Source organism: Lelliottia sp. EB106-05-01-XG201 (genome assembly GCF_058791735.1).
This window is the reverse complement of the sequence record NZ_JBYTDV010000001.1, coordinates 2,895,375-2,913,178: the sequence shown is the minus strand read 5'-3', so window position 1 is coordinate 2,913,178 and position 17,804 is coordinate 2,895,375. Positions and strand designations below refer to the sequence as shown.

General features: G+C 56.0%; 16 protein-coding genes. 13 read left to right on the top strand and 3 right to left on the bottom strand.

All coding sequences use genetic code 11. The annotated features are described in order from the left end of the window. The first annotated feature begins 24 nt into the window (after window positions 1-24). Window positions 25-1,668 carry a flagellar hook-associated protein FlgK gene (flgK, locus tag AC3WS9_RS13680; RefSeq protein ID WP_282494908.1) on the top strand — a complete coding sequence of 548 codons (1,644 nt, stop codon included), beginning with the start codon at window positions 25-27 and terminating at the stop codon, window positions 1,666-1,668. A gap of 14 nt (window positions 1,669-1,682) precedes the next feature. Beyond that, entirely contained in the window at window positions 1,683-2,636 is a 954-nt protein-coding gene (gene flgL, locus AC3WS9_RS13675; RefSeq protein WP_282494909.1) for a flagellar hook-associated protein FlgL, read from the top strand. A 77-nt stretch (window positions 2,637-2,713) separates the two neighbouring features. On the opposite strand, the gene AC3WS9_RS13670 is transcribed toward flgL, so the two are convergent. Next, a complete protein-coding gene (locus AC3WS9_RS13670) occupies window positions 2,714-3,928 on the bottom strand; it encodes an MFS transporter (RefSeq protein ID WP_492488869.1) in 1,215 nt (404 codons plus the stop codon). Window positions 3,929-4,037: 109 nt separating this feature from the next. Here AC3WS9_RS13670 and AC3WS9_RS13665 point away from each other — a divergent pair, with 109 nt between their 5' ends. After that, the gene (locus AC3WS9_RS13665) at window positions 4,038-4,970 is read left to right on the top strand and encodes a LysR family transcriptional regulator (protein WP_492488867.1); all 933 of its coding nucleotides are present in this window, start codon (window positions 4,038-4,040) and stop codon (window positions 4,968-4,970) included. Between the two features lie 55 nt (window positions 4,971-5,025). Here the strand turns inward: AC3WS9_RS13665 and rne are convergent, their stop codons facing one another. Then, the gene (gene rne / locus AC3WS9_RS13660; protein WP_492488866.1) at window positions 5,026-8,190 is read right to left on the bottom strand and encodes a ribonuclease E; all 3,165 of its coding nucleotides are present in this window, start codon (window positions 8,188-8,190) and stop codon (window positions 5,026-5,028) included. A gap of 570 nt (window positions 8,191-8,760) precedes the next feature. On the opposite strand from rne, the gene rluC reads away from it, so the two are divergent. Next, complete coding sequence (rluC, locus tag AC3WS9_RS13655) at window positions 8,761-9,708, top strand: 23S rRNA pseudouridine(955/2504/2580) synthase RluC (RefSeq protein ID WP_282494913.1); 948 nt, start codon at window positions 8,761-8,763, stop codon at window positions 9,706-9,708. A 236-nt stretch (window positions 9,709-9,944) separates the two neighbouring features. Here rluC and AC3WS9_RS13650 read toward each other — a convergent pair whose 3' ends face one another. After that, a complete protein-coding gene (locus tag AC3WS9_RS13650; protein WP_492488864.1) occupies window positions 9,945-10,529 on the bottom strand; it encodes a Maf family protein in 585 nt (194 codons plus the stop codon). A gap of 140 nt (window positions 10,530-10,669) precedes the next feature. On the opposite strand from AC3WS9_RS13650, the gene yceD reads away from it, so the two are divergent. From yceD to pabC, 9 genes are all read left to right on the top strand, one after another. Next, on the top strand, window positions 10,670-11,191 hold the full coding sequence (gene yceD, locus AC3WS9_RS13645; RefSeq protein ID WP_282494915.1) for a 23S rRNA accumulation protein YceD: 522 nt from the start codon (window positions 10,670-10,672) through the stop codon (window positions 11,189-11,191). A 16-nt stretch (window positions 11,192-11,207) separates the two neighbouring features. Next, on the top strand, window positions 11,208-11,381 hold the full coding sequence (gene rpmF / locus AC3WS9_RS13640; protein WP_071844907.1) for a 50S ribosomal protein L32: 174 nt from the start codon (window positions 11,208-11,210) through the stop codon (window positions 11,379-11,381). Window positions 11,382-11,461: 80 nt separating this feature from the next. Beyond that, window positions 11,462-12,496, top strand: a complete 1,035-nt coding sequence (gene plsX / locus AC3WS9_RS13635; protein ID WP_206732569.1) for a phosphate acyltransferase PlsX — start codon at window positions 11,462-11,464, stop codon at window positions 12,494-12,496. Between the two features lie 6 nt (window positions 12,497-12,502). Then, the gene (locus AC3WS9_RS13630; protein ID WP_282494916.1) at window positions 12,503-13,456 is read left to right on the top strand and encodes a beta-ketoacyl-ACP synthase III; all 954 of its coding nucleotides are present in this window, start codon (window positions 12,503-12,505) and stop codon (window positions 13,454-13,456) included. A gap of 13 nt (window positions 13,457-13,469) precedes the next feature. Then, a complete protein-coding gene (gene fabD, locus AC3WS9_RS13625) occupies window positions 13,470-14,399 on the top strand; it encodes an ACP S-malonyltransferase (RefSeq protein WP_285154872.1) in 930 nt (309 codons plus the stop codon). A 12-nt stretch (window positions 14,400-14,411) separates the two neighbouring features. Then, window positions 14,412-15,146, top strand: coding sequence for a 3-oxoacyl-ACP reductase FabG (gene fabG / locus AC3WS9_RS13620; RefSeq protein WP_282494918.1), 735 nt, complete (start codon window positions 14,412-14,414; stop codon window positions 15,144-15,146). 154 nt (window positions 15,147-15,300) lie between these two features. Next, window positions 15,301-15,537, top strand: coding sequence for an acyl carrier protein (gene acpP, locus AC3WS9_RS13615; protein ID WP_003857954.1), 237 nt, complete (start codon window positions 15,301-15,303; stop codon window positions 15,535-15,537). A 91-nt stretch (window positions 15,538-15,628) separates the two neighbouring features. Continuing rightward, window positions 15,629-16,870, top strand: a complete 1,242-nt coding sequence (fabF, locus tag AC3WS9_RS13610) for a beta-ketoacyl-ACP synthase II (RefSeq protein ID WP_282494919.1) — start codon at window positions 15,629-15,631, stop codon at window positions 16,868-16,870. Window positions 16,871-16,992: 122 nt separating this feature from the next. After that, a complete protein-coding gene (gene pabC, locus AC3WS9_RS13605) occupies window positions 16,993-17,802 on the top strand; it encodes an aminodeoxychorismate lyase (RefSeq protein WP_492488860.1) in 810 nt (269 codons plus the stop codon). The last annotated feature ends 2 nt before the right edge of the window (window positions 17,803-17,804 follow it).

The window sequence follows — 17,804 nt, the reverse complement described above, 5'->3', positions numbered from 1 at the left end:
TCTGAAAGTTTACAAGGAACCTCAATGTCCAGTTTGATTAACAGCGCCATGAGTGGCCTCAGTGCGGCACAGTCGGCACTGAATACCGTCAGTAACAACATTTCCAGCTATAACGTGGCCGGGTATACCCGCCAGACCACGGTGCTGGGTGCAGCGAACAGTACCCTGACCGGCGGCGGCTGGGTTGGCAATGGCGTTTATGTTTCCGGCGTGCAGCGCGAATACGATTCATTCATCACCAACCAGCTGCGTGCGGCCCAGACCCAGAGCAGCGGCCTGACCACGCGTTATCAGCAGATGTCGAAAATTGACGACGTGCTGTCTGATACCACTAACTCCCTTTCAGCCACGCTGCAGGATTTCTTTACCAGCATGCAAACGCTGGTGAGCAACGCGGAAGATCCGGCGGCGCGCCAGACCGTGCTCGGGAAAGCCGATGGCCTGGTGAACCAGTTCAAAACCACTGACCAGTATCTTCGCGATCAGGACCGCCAGGTGAATACCGCGGTGGCGACCAGCGTCGATCAGATCAATACCTATGCGAAGCAGATTGCGAATCTGAACGATCAGATCTCCCGTCTGACCGGCGTCGGCGCAGGCGCTTCGCCAAACAACCTGCTCGATCAGCGCGATCAGCTGGTGAGCGAACTGAACCAGATCGTCGGTGTGGAAGTCGCGGTTCAGGACGGCGGCACCTACAACGTCTCCTTCGGTAACGGTTACAACCTGGTGCAGGGCAGCAAAGCCAATCAGCTCGCGGCCGTGCCATCGAACGCGGATCCTGCGCGTACCACCGTGGCGTTTGTCGATCCCATTGCGGGCAATATCCAAATTCCTGATAAAGAGCTGACGACCGGTTCATTGGGCGGTCTGATTTCATTCCGTAACGACGATCTGGATAAAGCGCGTAACTCCCTGAACCAACTGGCACTCGCGTTTGCGGATTCAATGAACCAGCAGCACGAAAAAGGTTTCGACGCCAACGGTGATGCAGGCGGCGCATTGTTCAGCATCGGCTCTCCTGCTGTCACCGGCAACGCGAAAAACAGTATGCCGGGCGCGAGTATGACCGCGACAGTTACCGACAGCACTAAGGTGCAGGCGACTGACTATAAGGTCGAATATAACGGCTCCAACTGGACCGTGACGCGCAGCTCTGACAAAACCTCATTTACCGCGACGCCTGATGGCAGCGGCAACATGACCTTCGACGGTTTAACCGTCAATGTCAGCGGCGCGGCGGCCAACAAAGACAGCTTCACGGTGAAACCGGTCGTCGATGCGATCGTGAACATGGATCTGCTCATCAGCGACGAATCCAAACTGGCGATGGCCGGTTCGGCGACGGGCGGTGAGAGTGATAACGTGAACGGTAAAGCGCTGGTGGCGTTGCAGAATGCCAAAGCCGTCGGCGGAAATAAAACCTTCAACGACTCCTACGCAGCGCTGGTCAGTACCGTCGGCAGCACCACGGATTCACTGAAAATCAGTGCGGCGACCAAGAGCAACGTGGTCACCCAGTTAAGCAATCAGCAGCAGTCTATCTCCGGGGTTAACCTCGACGAAGAGTATGGCAACCTGCAGCGTTTCCAGCAGTATTACCTCGCGAATGCGCAGGTTCTGCAAACTGCCAGTACGCTCTTCGATGCGTTAATTAATATTCGCTAAGGCCGAGGTCAACAATGCGTATTAGCACCCAAATGATGTACCAGCAGAATATGCGCGGGATCACGGACTCCCAAAGCAAATGGCTGGGATATGGCGAACAGATGTCGACGGGCAAGCGTGTGAACCGCCCGTCTGATGACCCGATTGCAGCTTCACAGGCGGTTGTCCTGTCGCAGGCCCAGGCTCAGAACAGCCAGTTTGCGCTGGCACGTACCTTCGCCTCGCAGAAAGTCTCGCTGGAAGATAACGTTTTAAGCCAGGTGAATACGGCTATCACCAGCGCGCAAGAAAAACTGGTGTATGCCGGGAACGGCACGCTGAGCGACGATGACCGTCTCTCCCTGTCGACAGATTTACAGGGGATTCGCGATCAGCTGATGAACCTGGCCAACTCCACCGATGGTAATGGACGCTATATTTTCGCGGGCTACAAAACCGAGTCTGCGCCGTTCGATTCGGCGACCGGGGCTTACTCCGGCGGCACTGAAGCGATCTCTCAGCAGGTGGATTCCGCCCGAAACATGTCCGTCAGCCACACGGGGCAGCAGGTATTTGAAAGTATCACCAGCAACGCGCAAGAGATCCCAGGCGGCGGTTATGGTGACACCAATATGTTCAAAATTCTGGATAACGCCATCGCGGCACTGAAAGTGCCTGTCGCCAATGATCCTGCGGCGGCCGAAACTCAGGGGGCCATCGTCGCGGCTTCCGCGGTAGGTATCAAGAATACGCAGAACAACGTCCTGACCGTATTAGCTGATGTTGGTACCAAAATGAATGAACTGGATAAGCTGGATGCGCTGGGCGCCGATCGCGCCCTCGGTCAGACGAAGCAGATGAGTGACCTGGTCGATGTGGACTGGAACTCAGCGATTTCGTCTTACACCATGCAGCAGGCGGCGCTTCAGGCCTCGTACAAAGCGTTCAGTGATATGCAGGGCATGTCGCTGTTCCAGCTGAATAAATAATCTTTTAGCCTCTTAGAACCTATCTTGAAACTGGATAGGTTTTGTCTGCCCAACCCGATTTCAGGTTGGGCTTTTTTTTACTGATTTTGTGCCTGGGCGTGTAACACGCGGGCGCTTTCCATCAGGCGAATTACCATCGCCACCGCGCCGCAGAGCGTTGCCAGCGCCACCACACCTTGCCAGCCTGCCACGGCGTACACTTTGCTCCCTAACGCCGAGCCCAGCGCCATGCCGATAAACACCACCGTAAACAGCAGCGCATTGAGGCGGCCACGCGCCTGGGGTTCAAGGCTATAGACCAGATTCTGGTGAGCGACCAGGCTCGACTGAAGCCCGAGATCAAACCCGACGGCGGAGAGGGCAATCAGCACGAGCTGTCCGTGAGTGCCGAGGGCGGGCATCAGGAACATCAGGGCAAACGAAACGGTCACCAGCGCCGCGCCCAGTTGCGTCACTTTGCCCGCGCCGAGTTTATCGGCCAGCCCGCCAGCCAGCGGGGCTGCCAGCGCACCGGCGGCACCTGCAATACCAAACCCGCCCGCCACGGCGCTGCCGAGGTGATAGCGCTCGAGCAGCATCACCGCCAGCGTGGACCAGAAAGCGCTAAAAGCTATCGAGAGAAAACCCTGCGCCAGCGCCGCACGGCGCAGGGCCGGGTAGCGATGCCACAGGTGTTCCATCGAGCGCATCAGGGCCGGATAGCTGAGCGTGGAGTGAATCGCAAAGCGCGGCAGCACCGTCCACATCACCACGCCGATCAACGCAATGCTGGCGGCGGCCAGCTGATACATCACGCGCCAGCCGAAGGCTTCACCGACGACGCCGCTCACCGTACGTGACAGCAGAATCCCGAGCAGCAGGCCGGTCATTACCGTGCCGACGGTTTTGCCCTGTTGACCTTCCGGGGCGAGAATTGCCGCGGCCGGGACGATATCTTGCGCCATGGTGGCGGCCATGCCGATCAGCAGGCTCGCCAGCAGGAGCGAGTGCAGTTGCCCGGTCAGGCTACAGGCCAGCAGAAACAGCGCCAGTGCCGCGCTTTTAATAAGAATTAACGTCCGCCGATCGTGACGGTCGCCGAGCGGAAGCAGGAACAGGATGCCGAGAGCGTAACCCGTCTGCGTCAGGGTAGGGACCAGACCCATCCCCTCGATACTCAGATGCAGATCGGCACCCATCAACGGCAGCAGGGGTTGAGCGTAGTAAATCGATGCCACGCTAAAACCGGCGCCGATGGCGAGAATAAAAATTATCCAGCGGCGGGTGGCATGGGCGAGAGTCGTGGTGTTCATTCGGTGGTCCTCATTCATGGAGTGAGGCTATTCTTGTGCATTCGCGCTTGAGGCGGTAGCCAGCGGAGTGGTAAAACGTTTATACGTTAAACGTATATCCAGAATAAAAATGAAACGAACAGAGCGTATAGACAGGGTTGAGCTGATGCGTACTTTTGTGCGTATAGTGGAATCGGGTTCGCTTTCTGCCGCTGCGCGTCAGCTGGGCACCACGCAGGCGACCGTCAGCCGTCGCCTGCAGTCCCTGGAAACTTTACTCGGCGTGCGTCTGCTGCTGCGCACCACCCGCGCCACTAAGCTAACGGACGACGGTGAGCGGTGTTATCAACACGCCAGAAAGGTGATCGACAGCTGGCTGGCGCTGGAAGATGAAGTGGGGCAGTCGGAGGATGAACCCGTCGGCACGCTCCGGGTGCGTGCGCCACATGCGTTTGGGCAGGAGCAGCTTCTTGCGCCGCTGTGCCAGTTTTTGCAGCGCTACCCGCAGCTCTCCGTCGAATGGAAGCTTAATGACCGTTCGGTCGATTTCCTGAGCGATAACATCGACTGCGCGATCCGCGTGGGGGCGGAGATCGACCCGGCGACGGTCTCAGTTCTGCTGGCGGAGGTTCCGCGCTGTGTGGTCGCCACACCGGCGCTGCTGGCGCACTACTCCGTACCCGAGAAACCGGACGACCTCAGTGCACTCCCCTGGATTGCGCTGAACACCTTCTACCAGCAACATATTGAACTCTTCGATGGGGTTTCCCCGCAGCCCGCGCGCGTGGCGATTTCGCCGCGTCTGAGCACAGACAGCCTGTATGTCACACGCAATACGGCTCTGAATGGATTAGGGGTGGCGGTGGTGTCGAGCTGGACGGTGGAGGAGGATATTCGCGCCGGGAGGCTGGTGCATCTCTTGCCCGACTGGCAGCCCGCGCCGCTTCCGGTGCATCTGGTTTACCCGTGGTCACGCTATTATCCGGCGCGCTTGCGACGTTTTCTGGAGATGATGCGCGAGGTGATGCCGCAATTGAGCGGGATGCGAAAACCTCTCCCGTAAATCAGGGCCAAAAAAAAGCCGACCATTAAGGTCGGCTTTTCGTTATGACTGCGAGTTACTCAGCAGGCTGTGGGCGCGTGGCCGGAGCCGTTGCCTGGTGGGTGGCACTGTGACCACCTGCAGAACCGCGACCATCGAAATCGAACGCAGGACGCACCCAGTCGCTATGACGTGGCGCTTCTGGTACGTATTCCGGTGCCGGAGCGCGAGTCATCGGTGCAGTGGCGTGGTGATGCTCAGCAACTACGGCAACAACAGGCTCTGGTTTCGCAACCGGGGCTGGCGCTTGTGGTTCAGGAGTGACTTCAACCGGTTGCTCAGCAACCGCTTCTGTCACCACTTCTGCTTCAACCGCAGCTTCAGCTGGTACAGCTTCTTCTGCAACCTGTTCAGCCACAGCGACATCTTCTTGTGCGATGAACTGAGGCTGCTCTTCCACTGGCGCTTCGATCACTTCCGGATGCGTGGTTTCGATTTCTGCGGTTTCAACGACCGGCTGAATCTCTGCCACTGGCTCAACTTCAACAACCGGCTGTGGTTCAACGGCAGGCTGCTGCACGGCTTCAGCGACCACAGCGGCGGCTGCCACTTCAACTGGCGCTTCAACCATCGGCTCAACGTTTTCAGACGCGACGTTCTGCTCGTCGAACTGCTGATCCTGTGGACGCACAATCGGATAGCGGATACAGACTTTGCCGGAGGCCAGTTCTGGTGACGCACAGGCCACGGTCAGAGGCATCGGAGACTGGGTCGGGTAACGCTCGTCACGGTAACGACGACGACGCTGACCGCTCACGCGCAGGTGGCGCGGAGAGCGACGGGAGCGACGCGGCATACCGTTGTTATCACGGGCTTCGCCATTGTCATCATGCTCTGCAGCAGACTCAACGACGGCTGGCAGATCCAGTTTCGCCAGTTGGGTGTTCTGAGCGGCTTCAACAACCGGCTCAGCGGCCTCAACGGTCGCCACTTCAGCTTGTTCAGAGGCGAAGCGGACTTTCTGCGACAGTTGACGCTGCTTACGGCGCGGCATCACCTGAACGCGTTCTTCCTGATCCGCATCCTGCTCAACAGGGGCTTCAGTGTTAACGACTTTAACTTCCTGCTGCGCCTGACGTTTGTCGTCATTGCGGCGGCGGTTACGTTCACGACGTGGCTGCTGCTCGTCACGCTGTCTGGTGTTTTCAGACTCATCGCCCGCTGGCTGGCGGACTTCACGATCTTCCACTTTTTGCTGCTGTGGCTTCTCGCGACGGTTGCGACGATTATCTTCGCGCGGCTCACGACCTTCGTTGTTGTCGGAGCGGTTATCGCGCTCACCGCGGTTGTCACGGTCACCACGATTATCGCGGTTATCACGACGGTCACGATCATTACGATCGCGGCGGTTGTTCTGACGTTTACGACGATCCTGCGGACGCTCTTGTTTCTCTTCTTTCGGTGCAACGACTGGCTGCTCCGGCTGAGGCTCTTCACCGGCGAACATTTTCTTCAGCGCGCCGAAGAAACGTCCCAGCAGGCCAGATTCAGCAGGTTTAGCGCTGGTTTCAGCGGCAGGTTTCTGCGCAGCCGCTTTCGCTGGTGCGCTTTCCATGGCTGGAGCCGGAGGCGCTTCTGGCATGATGAAGGTGGCCAGCGCCGGTTGTTCAGGCAGCTTACGCTCTGCAGGCTCTGCATCAGACGGCATCGCCATCTCTTCTTCGTGCAGTTTCGGCAGCAGGTAGCTCAGGGTGCTGGTCTCTTCGCCTTTACGCACGCGCAGAACGGAGTAGTGCGGGGTCTGCATCTGGTCGTTTGGCACGATAATGCAACGCACGCCGCCCTGGCGGGTTTCTACGGCGCTCACCGCTTCACGTTTTTCGTTCAGCAGGTAAGAGGCAATCGGCACCGGAACAATCGCGTGAACTTCTTTGGTGTTCTCTTTCAGCGCTTCTTCTTCGATGAGACGCAGAATGGAGAGGGACAGCGATTCGTTGTCACGTACGGTACCCGTGCCGCTACAGCGTGGGCAGACGTGATGGCTGGATTCACCCAGTGACGGGCTCAGGCGCTGACGAGACATCTCCAGCAGACCAAAGCGAGAAATATGGCTGATCTGGATACGCGCACGGTCCTGGCGCACCGCTTCACGCAGACGGTTTTCCACAGCGCGCTGATGGCGAACCGGGGTCATGTCGATGAAGTCGATAACAATCAGGCCGCCCAGGTCGCGCAGACGAAGCTGGCGAGCAATTTCATCTGCGGCTTCAAGGTTGGTGTTGAAGGCCGTTTCTTCGATATCGCCGCCGCGGGTTGCGCGTGCGGAGTTGATGTCGATAGCGGTCAGCGCTTCGGTGGAGTCGATAACGATAGAACCACCGGACGGCAGACGCACTTCACGCTGGAAGGCCGACTCGATCTGGGATTCAATCTGATAGTGGCTGAACAGCGGGATTTCACCGGTGTACAGTTTAATTTTGCTGGTGAAATCCGGACGACCCAGCGCCGCGATGTGCTGGCGAGCCAGCTCAAGCACTTTCGGGTTATCAATCAGAATTTCGCCGATGTCCTGACGCAGATAGTCACGGAAGGCACGAACGATAACGTTACTTTCCTGGTGAATCAGGAACGGAGCCGGACGGCTTTCTGCGGCTTTCTGGATTGCTTCCCAGTGCTTCAGGCGGAACCCTAAGTCCCACTGCAGCGCTTCAGCAGATTTGCCAACGCCTGCGGTACGAACGATAAGACCCATGCCATCTGGCAGTTCAAGGCTTGCCAGCGCTTCTTTCAGCTCAGTACGGTCGTCGCCTTCGATACGGCGAGAGATACCGCCCGCACGCGGGTTGTTCGGCATCAGAACCAGATAGCTGCCTGCCAGGCTGATAAAGGTGGTCAGCGCAGCGCCTTTGTTGCCGCGTTCTTCTTTATCAATCTGAACGATAACTTCCTGGCCTTCGCGCAGCACATCTTTGATGTTCGGACGACCATGGGAGTTGTAATTAGCAGGGAAGTATTCGCGGGCAATTTCTTTAAGAGGAAGGAAACCGTGACGCTCAGCGCCGTAATCGACGAATGCGGCCTCAAGGCTTGGTTCAATGCGGGTGATTTTGCCTTTGTAAATGTTCGCTTTTTTCTGTTCGTGTCCAGGACTTTCGATATCCAGATCGTACAGACGCTGCCCATCCACGAGGGCGACGCGCAACTCTTCTTGCTGAGTTGCGTTGATTAACATTCTTTTCATCGTAACTTACTCATTATTCTTACATTGACGACTAAGCTGCGGGCAAGGTGACGCTTTCCGGGGTTTGAACCGATGGCCTCGTGACTATTGACGTCGCCAACCTCACGGTTGTCGCTCGCTTAAGAGGCGCAAAGTGTCGGTTGCCTGTATTTCATACGGAAACACAGCGCAATTATCAGGGGAACAGCCTGGGAACACTCTCCAGAGAAGATTCCATTTACCGGTAAGTACTGCAACCCGCAGCCCGCTAACTGTCTGAAAGATCAATACGTCTTACGCCATTGCTGCGTGGATGATCGGTCAGACAAAATGGGTCATTCCGTCGACATCCTTACAAAACACGGATTTAACGCGGAATACGACTTCATTATTCCATTGCTAACCCGGTTATAGCAAGATGACTTTTACCATTTATCACCCGGTTACTCACAGTTTCTCCACTTCAACGAGACGATTGGTCTAATAACCACCAAATCGTTTGCGTACAAAGAAAGCTGCCCGGATAAAAGTAAATATAAGCATAGAAAAATGAGTGGCGCTAATGCGCATCGATATTTAGAATCGCCAACCATGAAAACAGAGACTCCATCCGTAAAAATGGTTGCTATCGCTGATGACGAAGCGGGGCAACGAATCGACAACTTTTTGCGCACCCAGTTGAAAGGCGTGCCAAAAAGCATGATTTATCGCATCTTGCGTAAAGGCGAGGTGCGGGTGAACAAAAAACGCGTCAAACCTGAGTACAAACTCGAAGCGGGCGATGAAGTGCGTATTCCGCCTGTGCGCGTCGCTGAGCGCGAAGAAGAGGCGGTGTCGCCGCACCTGCATAAAGTGGCCGCGCTGACGGACGCTATCCTGTATGAAGACGATCATATCCTGGTGCTGAATAAGCCTTCCGGTACGGCAGTGCACGGCGGCAGCGGGTTAAGCTTTGGCGTGATCGAAGGGTTGCGCGCCCTGCGCCCGGAAGCGCGTTTCCTGGAGCTGGTACACCGTCTGGACCGCGATACCTCCGGCGTGCTGCTGGTGGCGAAGAAGCGTTCTGCGCTGCGATCGCTGCACGAACAGCTGCGCGAGAAGGGGATGCAGAAAGACTATCTGGCGCTGGTGCGCGGTCAGTGGCAGTCGCATGTGAAAGCGGTGCAGGCTCCTTTGCTTAAAAATATTTTGCAAAGCGGCGAGCGCATTGTGCGTGTCAGCCAGGAAGGCAAACCGTCGGAAACCCGTTTTAAAGTGGAAGAGCGTTACGCTTTCGCGACCCTGATGCGCTGCAGCCCGGTCACAGGGCGTACTCACCAGATTCGTGTCCACACGCTGCACGCCGGACACCCGATTGCGTTTGACGATCGCTACGGCGACCGTGAGTTTGATAAACAGCTGGCCGGGACAGGGCTTTCACGTCTGTTCCTGCATGCCGCCGCGCTGAAATTTACCCATCCGGGTACGGGTGAGGTGATGCGGGTCGAAGCGCCGCTGGATGACCAGTTGAAGCGCTGTCTGAAAGTCTTGCGCGGCTAATCTTTGCCCGGCGGCGCTACGCTTGCACGGGCCTACGGGTTTTGTAGGTCGGGTAAGCGTAGCGCCACCCGACGATTCCCCCGCACCGTGTATACGTAGGTCGGGTAAGCGTAAGCGCCACCCGACGATTACCCCGCACCGTGCATACGTAGGTCGGGTAAGCGCAGCGCCACCCGACAATTCCCCCGCACCGTGGATTCGTAGGCCGGGTAAGCGTAAGCGCCACCCGGCAACACTCACGCCGAAAGCGGATTACAGTGCTCGCGTCTTAGCATCTGGCACAGCGCAATCAGCGGCAAACCGACCAGCGTGTTTGGGTCGCGGCCGTCCAGTTTTTCAAACAGCGCAATCCCCAGCCCCTCGCTTTTAAAGCTTCCCGCGCAGTTGAGTGGGCGCTCTTTACGCACGTAATCCTCAATCTCCTGCTCGCTCAGATGACGGAAGTGAACGTCGAAAGGCTCGCATTCGGTTTGCAGATGGCCCGTGGCGGTGTTGTAGAGCGCAAGGCCGGTGTAAAACGTGACGATCGAGCCACGCGCTTTCATTAATTGCAGGCGCGCGTTCTCTTCAGTCTGCGGTTTACCGGCGATTTCGCCGTCCAGCACGCAAACCTGATCGGAGCCTATAATCAGATGATTGGGGTAGCGAGCGGCCAGACTTTGCGCTTTCTCCTGCGCCAGGCGCAACACCAGATGACGTGGCGATTCAGCCGGTTGCGGCGTTTCGTCGGTGACGGGCGCGGCGCATTCAAAAGGTATTCCCAGCTTTTCAAGCAATGCACGGCGGTAGGGAGAAGTGGAAGCGAGCACGAGATTTGGCATATTTTTTTCACCAGATATAGCGTATCGAGGCCAGCCATTTTAAACTACAGCCCGCAATGTGTGCGAATAATTGGCAAAAGGCAGCCCTGGTTGCCTTTTTCTTTGACTCTATGACGTTACAAAGTTAATATGCGCGCCCTATGCAAAAAGTAAAATTACCCCTGACTCTTGACCCGGTTCGTACGGCTCAAAAACGCCTCGATTACGACGGTATTTATACCGCCGATCAGGTTGAGCGTATCGCCGAGTTTGTGGTCAGTGTGGATACTGACGTGGAATGCTCCATGTCGTTCGCTATCGATAACCAGCGCCTGGCCGTGTTAAACGGTGATGCAAAGGTCACGGTAACGCTCGAGTGCCAGCGTTGCGGGAAACCGTTCACACGTCATGTTCACACAACGTATTGTTTCAGTCCGGTTCGTTCTGATGAACAGGCTGAAGCACTCCCGGAAGCGTATGAGCCGATTGAGGTTAACGAATTCGGTGAAATCGATCTGCTTGCAGTCGTTGAAGATGAAGTCATCCTCGCCCTGCCTGTAGTTCCGGTGCATGATTCTGAACACTGTGAAGTGTCCGACGCGGACATGGTCTTTGGGGAACTGCCTGATGAAGCGCAAAAACCAAACCCATTTGCCGTATTAGCCAGCTTAAAGCGTAAGTAATTAAGGAGTAAGGTCCATGGCCGTACAACAGAATAAACCAACCCGTTCCAAACGTGGCATGCGTCGTTCCCATGACGCGCTGACTGCAGTTACCAGCCTGTCTGTAGACAAGACTTCTGGTGAGAAACACCTGCGTCACCACATGACTGCCGACGGTTTCTACCGTGGCCGCAAGGTAATCACTAAGTAATCACGCGCAAGCGTGATGAAGCTTAGTGAGGCATTCCCCGCGAAAGCGGGGGATACACCGAGCCGGGCAGCGAATATACCTTGACACGTCTAACCCTGGCGTTAGATGTCATGGGAGGAGATTTTGGGCCTTCCGTGACAGTGCCTGCAGCTTTGCAGGCACTGAATTCTAATTCGCAACTCACACTTCTTTTAGTCGGCAATCCCGACACCATCACGCCATTACTTGCAAAAGCTGACTTTGAACAACGTTCACGTCTGCAGATTATCCCTGCGCAGTCAGTTATTGCCAGTGATGCCAGGCCGTCGCACGCGATCCGCAACAGTCGCGGAAGCTCAATGCGAATTGCGCTGGAACTGGTGAAAGAAGGGCGGGCTGAAGCCTGCGTCAGCGCCGGAAATACCGGTGCGCTGATGGGGCTGGCGAAATTAATGCTCAAGCCCATTGAGGGGATTGAGCGTCCTGCGCTGGTGACGGTGTTACCGCATCAGCAGAAGGGCAAAACGGTGGTGCTCGACCTGGGCGCCAACGTGGATTGCGATAGTACGATGCTGGCCCAGTTTGCCATTATGGGCTCGGTGCTGGCTGAAGAAGTGGTGGGGATTGTGAATCCCCGCGTTGCGTTGCTGAACATTGGCGAAGAAGAGACGAAAGGTCTCGATAGCATTCGCGATGCCGCAGAATTGCTAAAATCCATGCCGTCAATCAACTATATTGGCTATCTTGAAGCTAATGAATTATTGACCGGCAAGACCGATGTTCTGGTGTGTGACGGGTTTACAGGCAACGTAACGTTAAAAACGATGGAAGGGGTGGTACGGATGTTCCTCTCCCTGCTGAAATCGCAGGGCGAAGGGAAAAAACGGTCCTGGTGGCTCATTTTATTAAAGCGTTGGTTACAAAAAAGCCTGGCGCGGCGATTCAGTCACCTCAACCCCGACCAGTATAATGGCGCCTGTCTGTTAGGATTGCGCGGCACGGTGATTAAGAGTCATGGTGCGGCCAATCAGCGAGCCTTTACCGTCGCGATTGAACAGGCAGTGCAGGCGGTGCAGCGACAAGTCCCACAGCGGATTGCCGCTCGCCTGGAATCTGTATTAGCTAAAAGTGACTGAGCGTACATGTATACAAAGATTTTAGGTACCGGCAGTTTTCTGCCTGAACAAGTGCGAACCAACGCCGATCTGGAAAAAATGGTCGATACGTCTGACGAGTGGATTGTCACCCGCACAGGTATCCGTGAACGCCGTATCGCCGGTCCAGATGAAACAGTAACCACGATGGGCTACGAAGCGGGCCTGCGCGCGCTGGAAATGGCCGGTATTGATAAAGAAGAGATCGGTCTGATCGTGGTGGCAACCACCTCAGCACCGAACGCCTTCCCGAGCGCAGCCTGTGAGATTCAGGCTAAGCTTGGCATCAAAGGCTGCCCGGCGTTTGACGTTGCGGCGGCCTGCGCAGGGTTTACCTATGCGCTGAGCGTGGCCGATCAGTACGTGAAGTCGGGTGCCGTGAAATATGCGCTGGTGATTGGTGCAGACGTGCTGGCGCGGACCTGCAACCCGGAAGATCGCGGAACGATCATTATTTTTGGTGATGGTGCGGGCGCTGTACTGTTAGGTCAGTCAGAAGAGCCGGGCATTATCTCCACGCATTTACATGCCGATGGCCGCTACGGCGAGCTGCTGACGCTGCCTAACGCCGATCGCGTTAACCCGGAAAACTCTATTTACCTGACAATGGCAGGCAATGAAGTGTTCAAGGTGGCGGTGACGGAACTGGCGCACATCGTCGATGAGACGCTGGAAGCGAACAATCTCGAGCGCTCTGCGCTGGACTGGCTGGTGCCGCATCAGGCGAACCTGCGCATTATCAGCGCTACGGCGAAAAAGCTGGGCATGTCCATGGATAACGTTGTGGTGACGCTCGATCGTCACGGCAACACCTCTGCGGCATCGGTACCTTGCGCGTTTGACGAAGCGGTACGCGATGGACGAATTAAACGAGGCCAACTGGTCTTGCTTGAAGCTTTTGGTGGCGGTTTCACCTGGGGCTCCGCGCTGGTTCGTTTCTAATTAAGGATTAAAAATGACGCAATTTGCTTTTGTGTTCCCGGGTCAGGGTTCTCAGTCCGTTGGGATGTTGTCTGAATTAGCGGCACAGTACCCAATTATTGAAGCCACTTTCCGTGAAGCTTCTGACGCTTTGGGTTACGATCTCTGGGCGCTGACTCAGCAGGGTCCGGCGGAAGAGCTGAACAAAACCTGGCAGACGCAGCCTGCGCTGCTGACCGCGTCTGTGGCACTGTGGCGTGTCTGGCAGGAGCAGGGCGGTAAAGCGCCTGTGATGCTGGCGGGTCATAGCCTGGGTGAATACTCTGCGCTGGTCTGTGCGGGCGTCATTGGTTTTGCTGATGCCGTGCGTCTGGTCGAAATGCGTGGCAAATTCATGCAGGAAGCGGTACCAGAAGGGACCGGCGCCATGTCCGCCATTATTGGTCTGGATGATGCGTCTATCGCTAAAGCCTGCGAAGAGTCTGCCGAAGGGCAGGTGGTTTCTCCGGTAAACTTTAACTCGCCGGGTCAGGTTGTCATCGCGGGTAACAAAGAAGCCGTTGAGCGTGCAGGCGCAGCCTGTAAAGCTGCGGGCGCGAAGCGCGCACTGCCGCTGCCGGTGAGCGTTCCGTCTCACTGTGCGCTGATGAAACCGGCTGCTGAGAAACTGGCTGCCGAGCTGCAAAAAATCACTTTTAACGCACCAACGGTTCCGGTTGTGAACAACGTTGATGTGAAATGCGAAACAGCGCCAGAAGCGATTCGCGACGCGCTGGTTCGCCAGCTCTACAGCCCTGTGCAGTGGACCAAAACCGTTGAGTTTATGGCCGCGCAGGGCGTTGAGCACCTGTATGAAGCAGGCCCGGGTAAAGTCCTGACCGGTCTGACCAAACGTATTGTTGATACCCTTACTGCATCGGCCATTAACGAGCCAGAAGCGCTGTCAGCGGCACTCGCGCAATAAAAGAGGATTACCATGAGTTTTGAAGGAAAAATCGCGCTGGTCACGGGCGCAAGCCGCGGTATCGGGCGTGCCATTGCTGAGACCCTGGTCGCGCGTGGCGCGAAAGTCATTGGTACAGCAACCAGTGAAAGCGGCGCTCAGGCCATTAGCGACTACTTAGGTGCGAACGGTAAAGGTCTGATGCTGAATGTGACCGACGCTGCATCTATCGAATCTGTTCTGGAAAATATTCGCGCAGAGTTTGGCGAAGTGGATATTCTGGTCAATAATGCCGGAATCACTCGCGACAACTTACTGATGCGAATGAAGGACGACGAGTGGGACGATATCATCGAAACCAACCTGTCATCTGTATTCCGTCTGTCAAAAGCGGTAATGCGAGCTATGATGAAAAAGCGTCATGGCCGTATTATCACTATCGGTTCTGTGGTTGGTACCATGGGAAATGCTGGTCAGGCCAACTACGCTGCGGCGAAAGCGGGTCTGATCGGGTTCAGTAAATCGCTGGCGCGCGAAATCGCGTCACGCGGGATTACTGTAAACGTTGTTGCTCCGGGCTTTATTGAAACGGACATGACGCGTGCGCTATCTGACGATCAGCGTGCGGGTATTCTGGCGCAGGTTCCTGCGGGTCGCCTCGGCGGCGCTCAGGAAATCGCCAGCGCGGTTGCATTTTTAGCCTCTGACGAAGCGAGTTACATCACTGGTGAGACTCTCCACGTCAACGGCGGGATGTACATGGTTTAACCACGATCGAAAATATTTGCGTTATTAGGGCGAATGGCCTCAAAATAACGTAAAATCGTGGTACGACCTGCCGGGATTTAGTTGCAAATTTTTCAACATTTTATACACTACGAAAACCATCGCGAAAGCGAGTTTTGATAGGAAATTTAAGAGTATGAGCACTATCGAAGAACGCGTTAAGAAAATTATCGGCGAGCAGCTGGGCGTTAAGCAGGAAGAAGTTGTGAACTCCGCATCCTTCGTTGAAGACCTGGGCGCAGATTCTCTTGACACCGTTGAGCTGGTAATGGCTCTGGAAGAAGAGTTTGATACTGAGATTCCGGACGAAGAAGCTGAGAAAATCACCACCGTTCAGGCTGCCATTGATTACATCAACGGTCACCAGGCGTAAGTGAACATCTCCAGGCGGTCATTCGACCGCCTGAGTTTTATCTTTTTTAGTCCCACGAATCCCTTTTTTTATCCCTCCCTGGAGGACAAACGTGTCTAAGCGTCGTGTAGTTGTGACCGGACTTGGCATGTTGTCTCCTGTCGGCAATACCGTAGAGTCCACCTGGAAAGCTCTTCTTGCCGGTCAGAGCGGCATCAGCCTAATCGACCATTTCGATACTAGCGCCTATGCAACGAAATTTGCTGGCTTAGTAAAGGATTTTAACTGTGAAGAGATCATCTCGCGCAAAGAACAGCGCAAGATGGATGCCTTCATTCAATATGGAATTGTCGCTGGCGTTCAGGCCATGCAGGATTCTGGTCTTGAAATTACGGAAGAGAACGCAACCCGCATTGGCGCCGCTATTGGCTCCGGGATTGGCGGTCTTGGCCTGATCGAGGAAAACCACACCTCTCTGGTGAACGGTGGCCCGCGTAAGATCAGCCCATTCTTCGTTCCGTCCACGATTGTTAACATGGTGGCGGGTCACCTGACCATCATGTTTGGCCTCCGTGGCCCTAGCATTTCTATCGCAACGGCTTGTACCTCTGGTGTGCATAACATCGGTCAGGCAGCGCGTATCATCGCTTACGGTGATGCAGACGCTATGGTTGCCGGTGGTGCTGAAAAAGCCAGTACTCCGCTGGGCGTGGGTGGTTTCGGTGCGGCGCGTGCGCTGTCTACCCGTAACGACAATCCTCAGGCTGCGAGCCGTCCGTGGGACAAAGACCGTGATGGTTTTGTTCTGGGCGATGGTGCTGGCATGATCGTACTCGAAGAGTACGAACACGCGAAAAAGCGTGGCGCGAAAATTTATGCTGAAATCGTCGGTTTCGGCATGAGCAGCGACGCTTATCACATGACGTCTCCGCCGGAAGATGGCGCGGGTGCGGCACTGGCGATGGTTAACGCGATTCGCGATGCGGGTCTCGAACCTGGTCAGATTGGCTATGTTAACGCCCACGGCACCTCGACGCCGGCTGGCGATAAAGCAGAAGCTCAGGCCGTTAAGTCCGTATTTGGTGATGCAGCAAGCCGCATTATGGTCAGCTCCACCAAATCCATGACCGGCCACCTGCTGGGTGCTGCAGGCGCAGTAGAGTCTATCTACTCGATCCTGGCGCTGCGCGATCAGGCTGTTCCGCCAACCATCAACCTGGATAACCCGGATGAGGGTTGCGATCTGGACTTCGTTCCACACGAAGCGCGTCAGGTCAGCGGTCTGGAGTACACTCTGTGTAACTCCTTCGGCTTTGGCGGCACCAACGGCTCTCTGATCTTTAAAAAGATCTAAGGCTTGCTGCCCGGTTGCGTTAAATAAAAGGTCCGCTTGTCGGGCCTTTTTTATTCAGTTTTCTTCCCTTGTTCTGCCTTATTCATCCTGCCAAACTATCGGGTCACGAAAAAGGAGCCTCCATGTTCTTCATCAATGGCCAACAGCAGGACTCTCTTCCTGCGAGCGACAGGGCGACCCAGTTTGGCGATGGCTGCTTCACCACGGCGCGCATTGCTGAGGGCGAAGTCTGCCTGCTCGACGCCCATCTTCAGCGTTTACAGCTGGCGTGTGAAAGGTTGCTGATTCCCTTTACCGATTGGGCTGAACTTCAGCGTGAAATGATCGACATGGCGAAGGGCAACCCTCGCGGCGTGCTGAAAGTCATTATCAGCCGTGGCGCGGGCGGACGCGGTTACAGCGGTGCCAGTTGCCTGAATCCCACCCGAATTCTCTCTGTTTCTGCCTATCCCGCACACTACGACCTGTGGCGTCGCGACGGCATCCGCCTGGCGCTCAGCCCGGTTCGTCTGGGGCGCAACCCCATGCTTGCAGGAATAAAACATCTCAACCGACTCGAGCAGGTGCTGATCCGCGCTCATCTTGAACAGTCAGACGTCGAAGAGGCGCTGGTTCTTGACAGCGACGGGCTCATTACGGAATGCTGTGCGGCCAATTTATTGTGGCGACGGGGCAACGACGTTTTCACGCCGAAGATGGATCAGGCCGGGGTGAATGGCATCATGCGCCAGTTTTGTCTGCAGCACCTGGCACACTCGGCCTTTCGCGTTGTCGAAGTTCACACAGGCGTTGAGGCGCTGCTGGACGCCGATGAAGTCGTGGTCTGCAATGCCTTAATGCCCGTCGTGCCGGTTCGAGCTTACGGTGACAAGACCTGGTCGTCGCGTGAGTTGTACTCGTTTTTAGCCCCACTGTGTGAGCAAACAAGATAGTC

Excerpts from the sequence above, each read along its gene's own strand:
- rpmF (WP_071844907.1), top strand. The coding sequence starts at position 11,208 with ATGGCCGTACAACAGAATAAACCAACCCGTTCCAAACGTGGCATGCGT.
- AC3WS9_RS13630 (WP_282494916.1), top strand. The coding sequence starts at position 12,503 with ATGTATACAAAGATTTTAGGTACCGGCAGTTTTCTGCCTGAACAAGTG.
- yceD (WP_282494915.1), top strand. The coding sequence starts at position 10,670 with ATGCAAAAAGTAAAATTACCCCTGACTCTTGACCCGGTTCGTACGGCT.
- AC3WS9_RS13670 (WP_492488869.1), bottom strand. The coding sequence starts at position 3,928 with ATGAACACCACGACTCTCGCCCATGCCACCCGCCGCTGGATAATTTTT.
- AC3WS9_RS13650 (WP_492488864.1), bottom strand. The coding sequence starts at position 10,529 with ATGCCAAATCTCGTGCTCGCTTCCACTTCTCCCTACCGCCGTGCATTG.
- pabC (WP_492488860.1), top strand. The coding sequence starts at position 16,993 with ATGTTCTTCATCAATGGCCAACAGCAGGACTCTCTTCCTGCGAGCGAC.
- flgL (WP_282494909.1), top strand. The coding sequence starts at position 1,683 with ATGCGTATTAGCACCCAAATGATGTACCAGCAGAATATGCGCGGGATC.
- AC3WS9_RS13665 (WP_492488867.1), top strand. The coding sequence starts at position 4,038 with ATGAAACGAACAGAGCGTATAGACAGGGTTGAGCTGATGCGTACTTTT.
- rne (WP_492488866.1), bottom strand. The coding sequence starts at position 8,190 with ATGAAAAGAATGTTAATCAACGCAACTCAGCAAGAAGAGTTGCGCGTC.
- flgK (WP_282494908.1), top strand. The coding sequence starts at position 25 with ATGTCCAGTTTGATTAACAGCGCCATGAGTGGCCTCAGTGCGGCACAG.
- fabD (WP_285154872.1), top strand. The coding sequence starts at position 13,470 with ATGACGCAATTTGCTTTTGTGTTCCCGGGTCAGGGTTCTCAGTCCGTT.
- acpP (WP_003857954.1), top strand. The coding sequence starts at position 15,301 with ATGAGCACTATCGAAGAACGCGTTAAGAAAATTATCGGCGAGCAGCTG.
- fabG (WP_282494918.1), top strand. The coding sequence starts at position 14,412 with ATGAGTTTTGAAGGAAAAATCGCGCTGGTCACGGGCGCAAGCCGCGGT.
- rluC (WP_282494913.1), top strand. The coding sequence starts at position 8,761 with ATGAAAACAGAGACTCCATCCGTAAAAATGGTTGCTATCGCTGATGAC.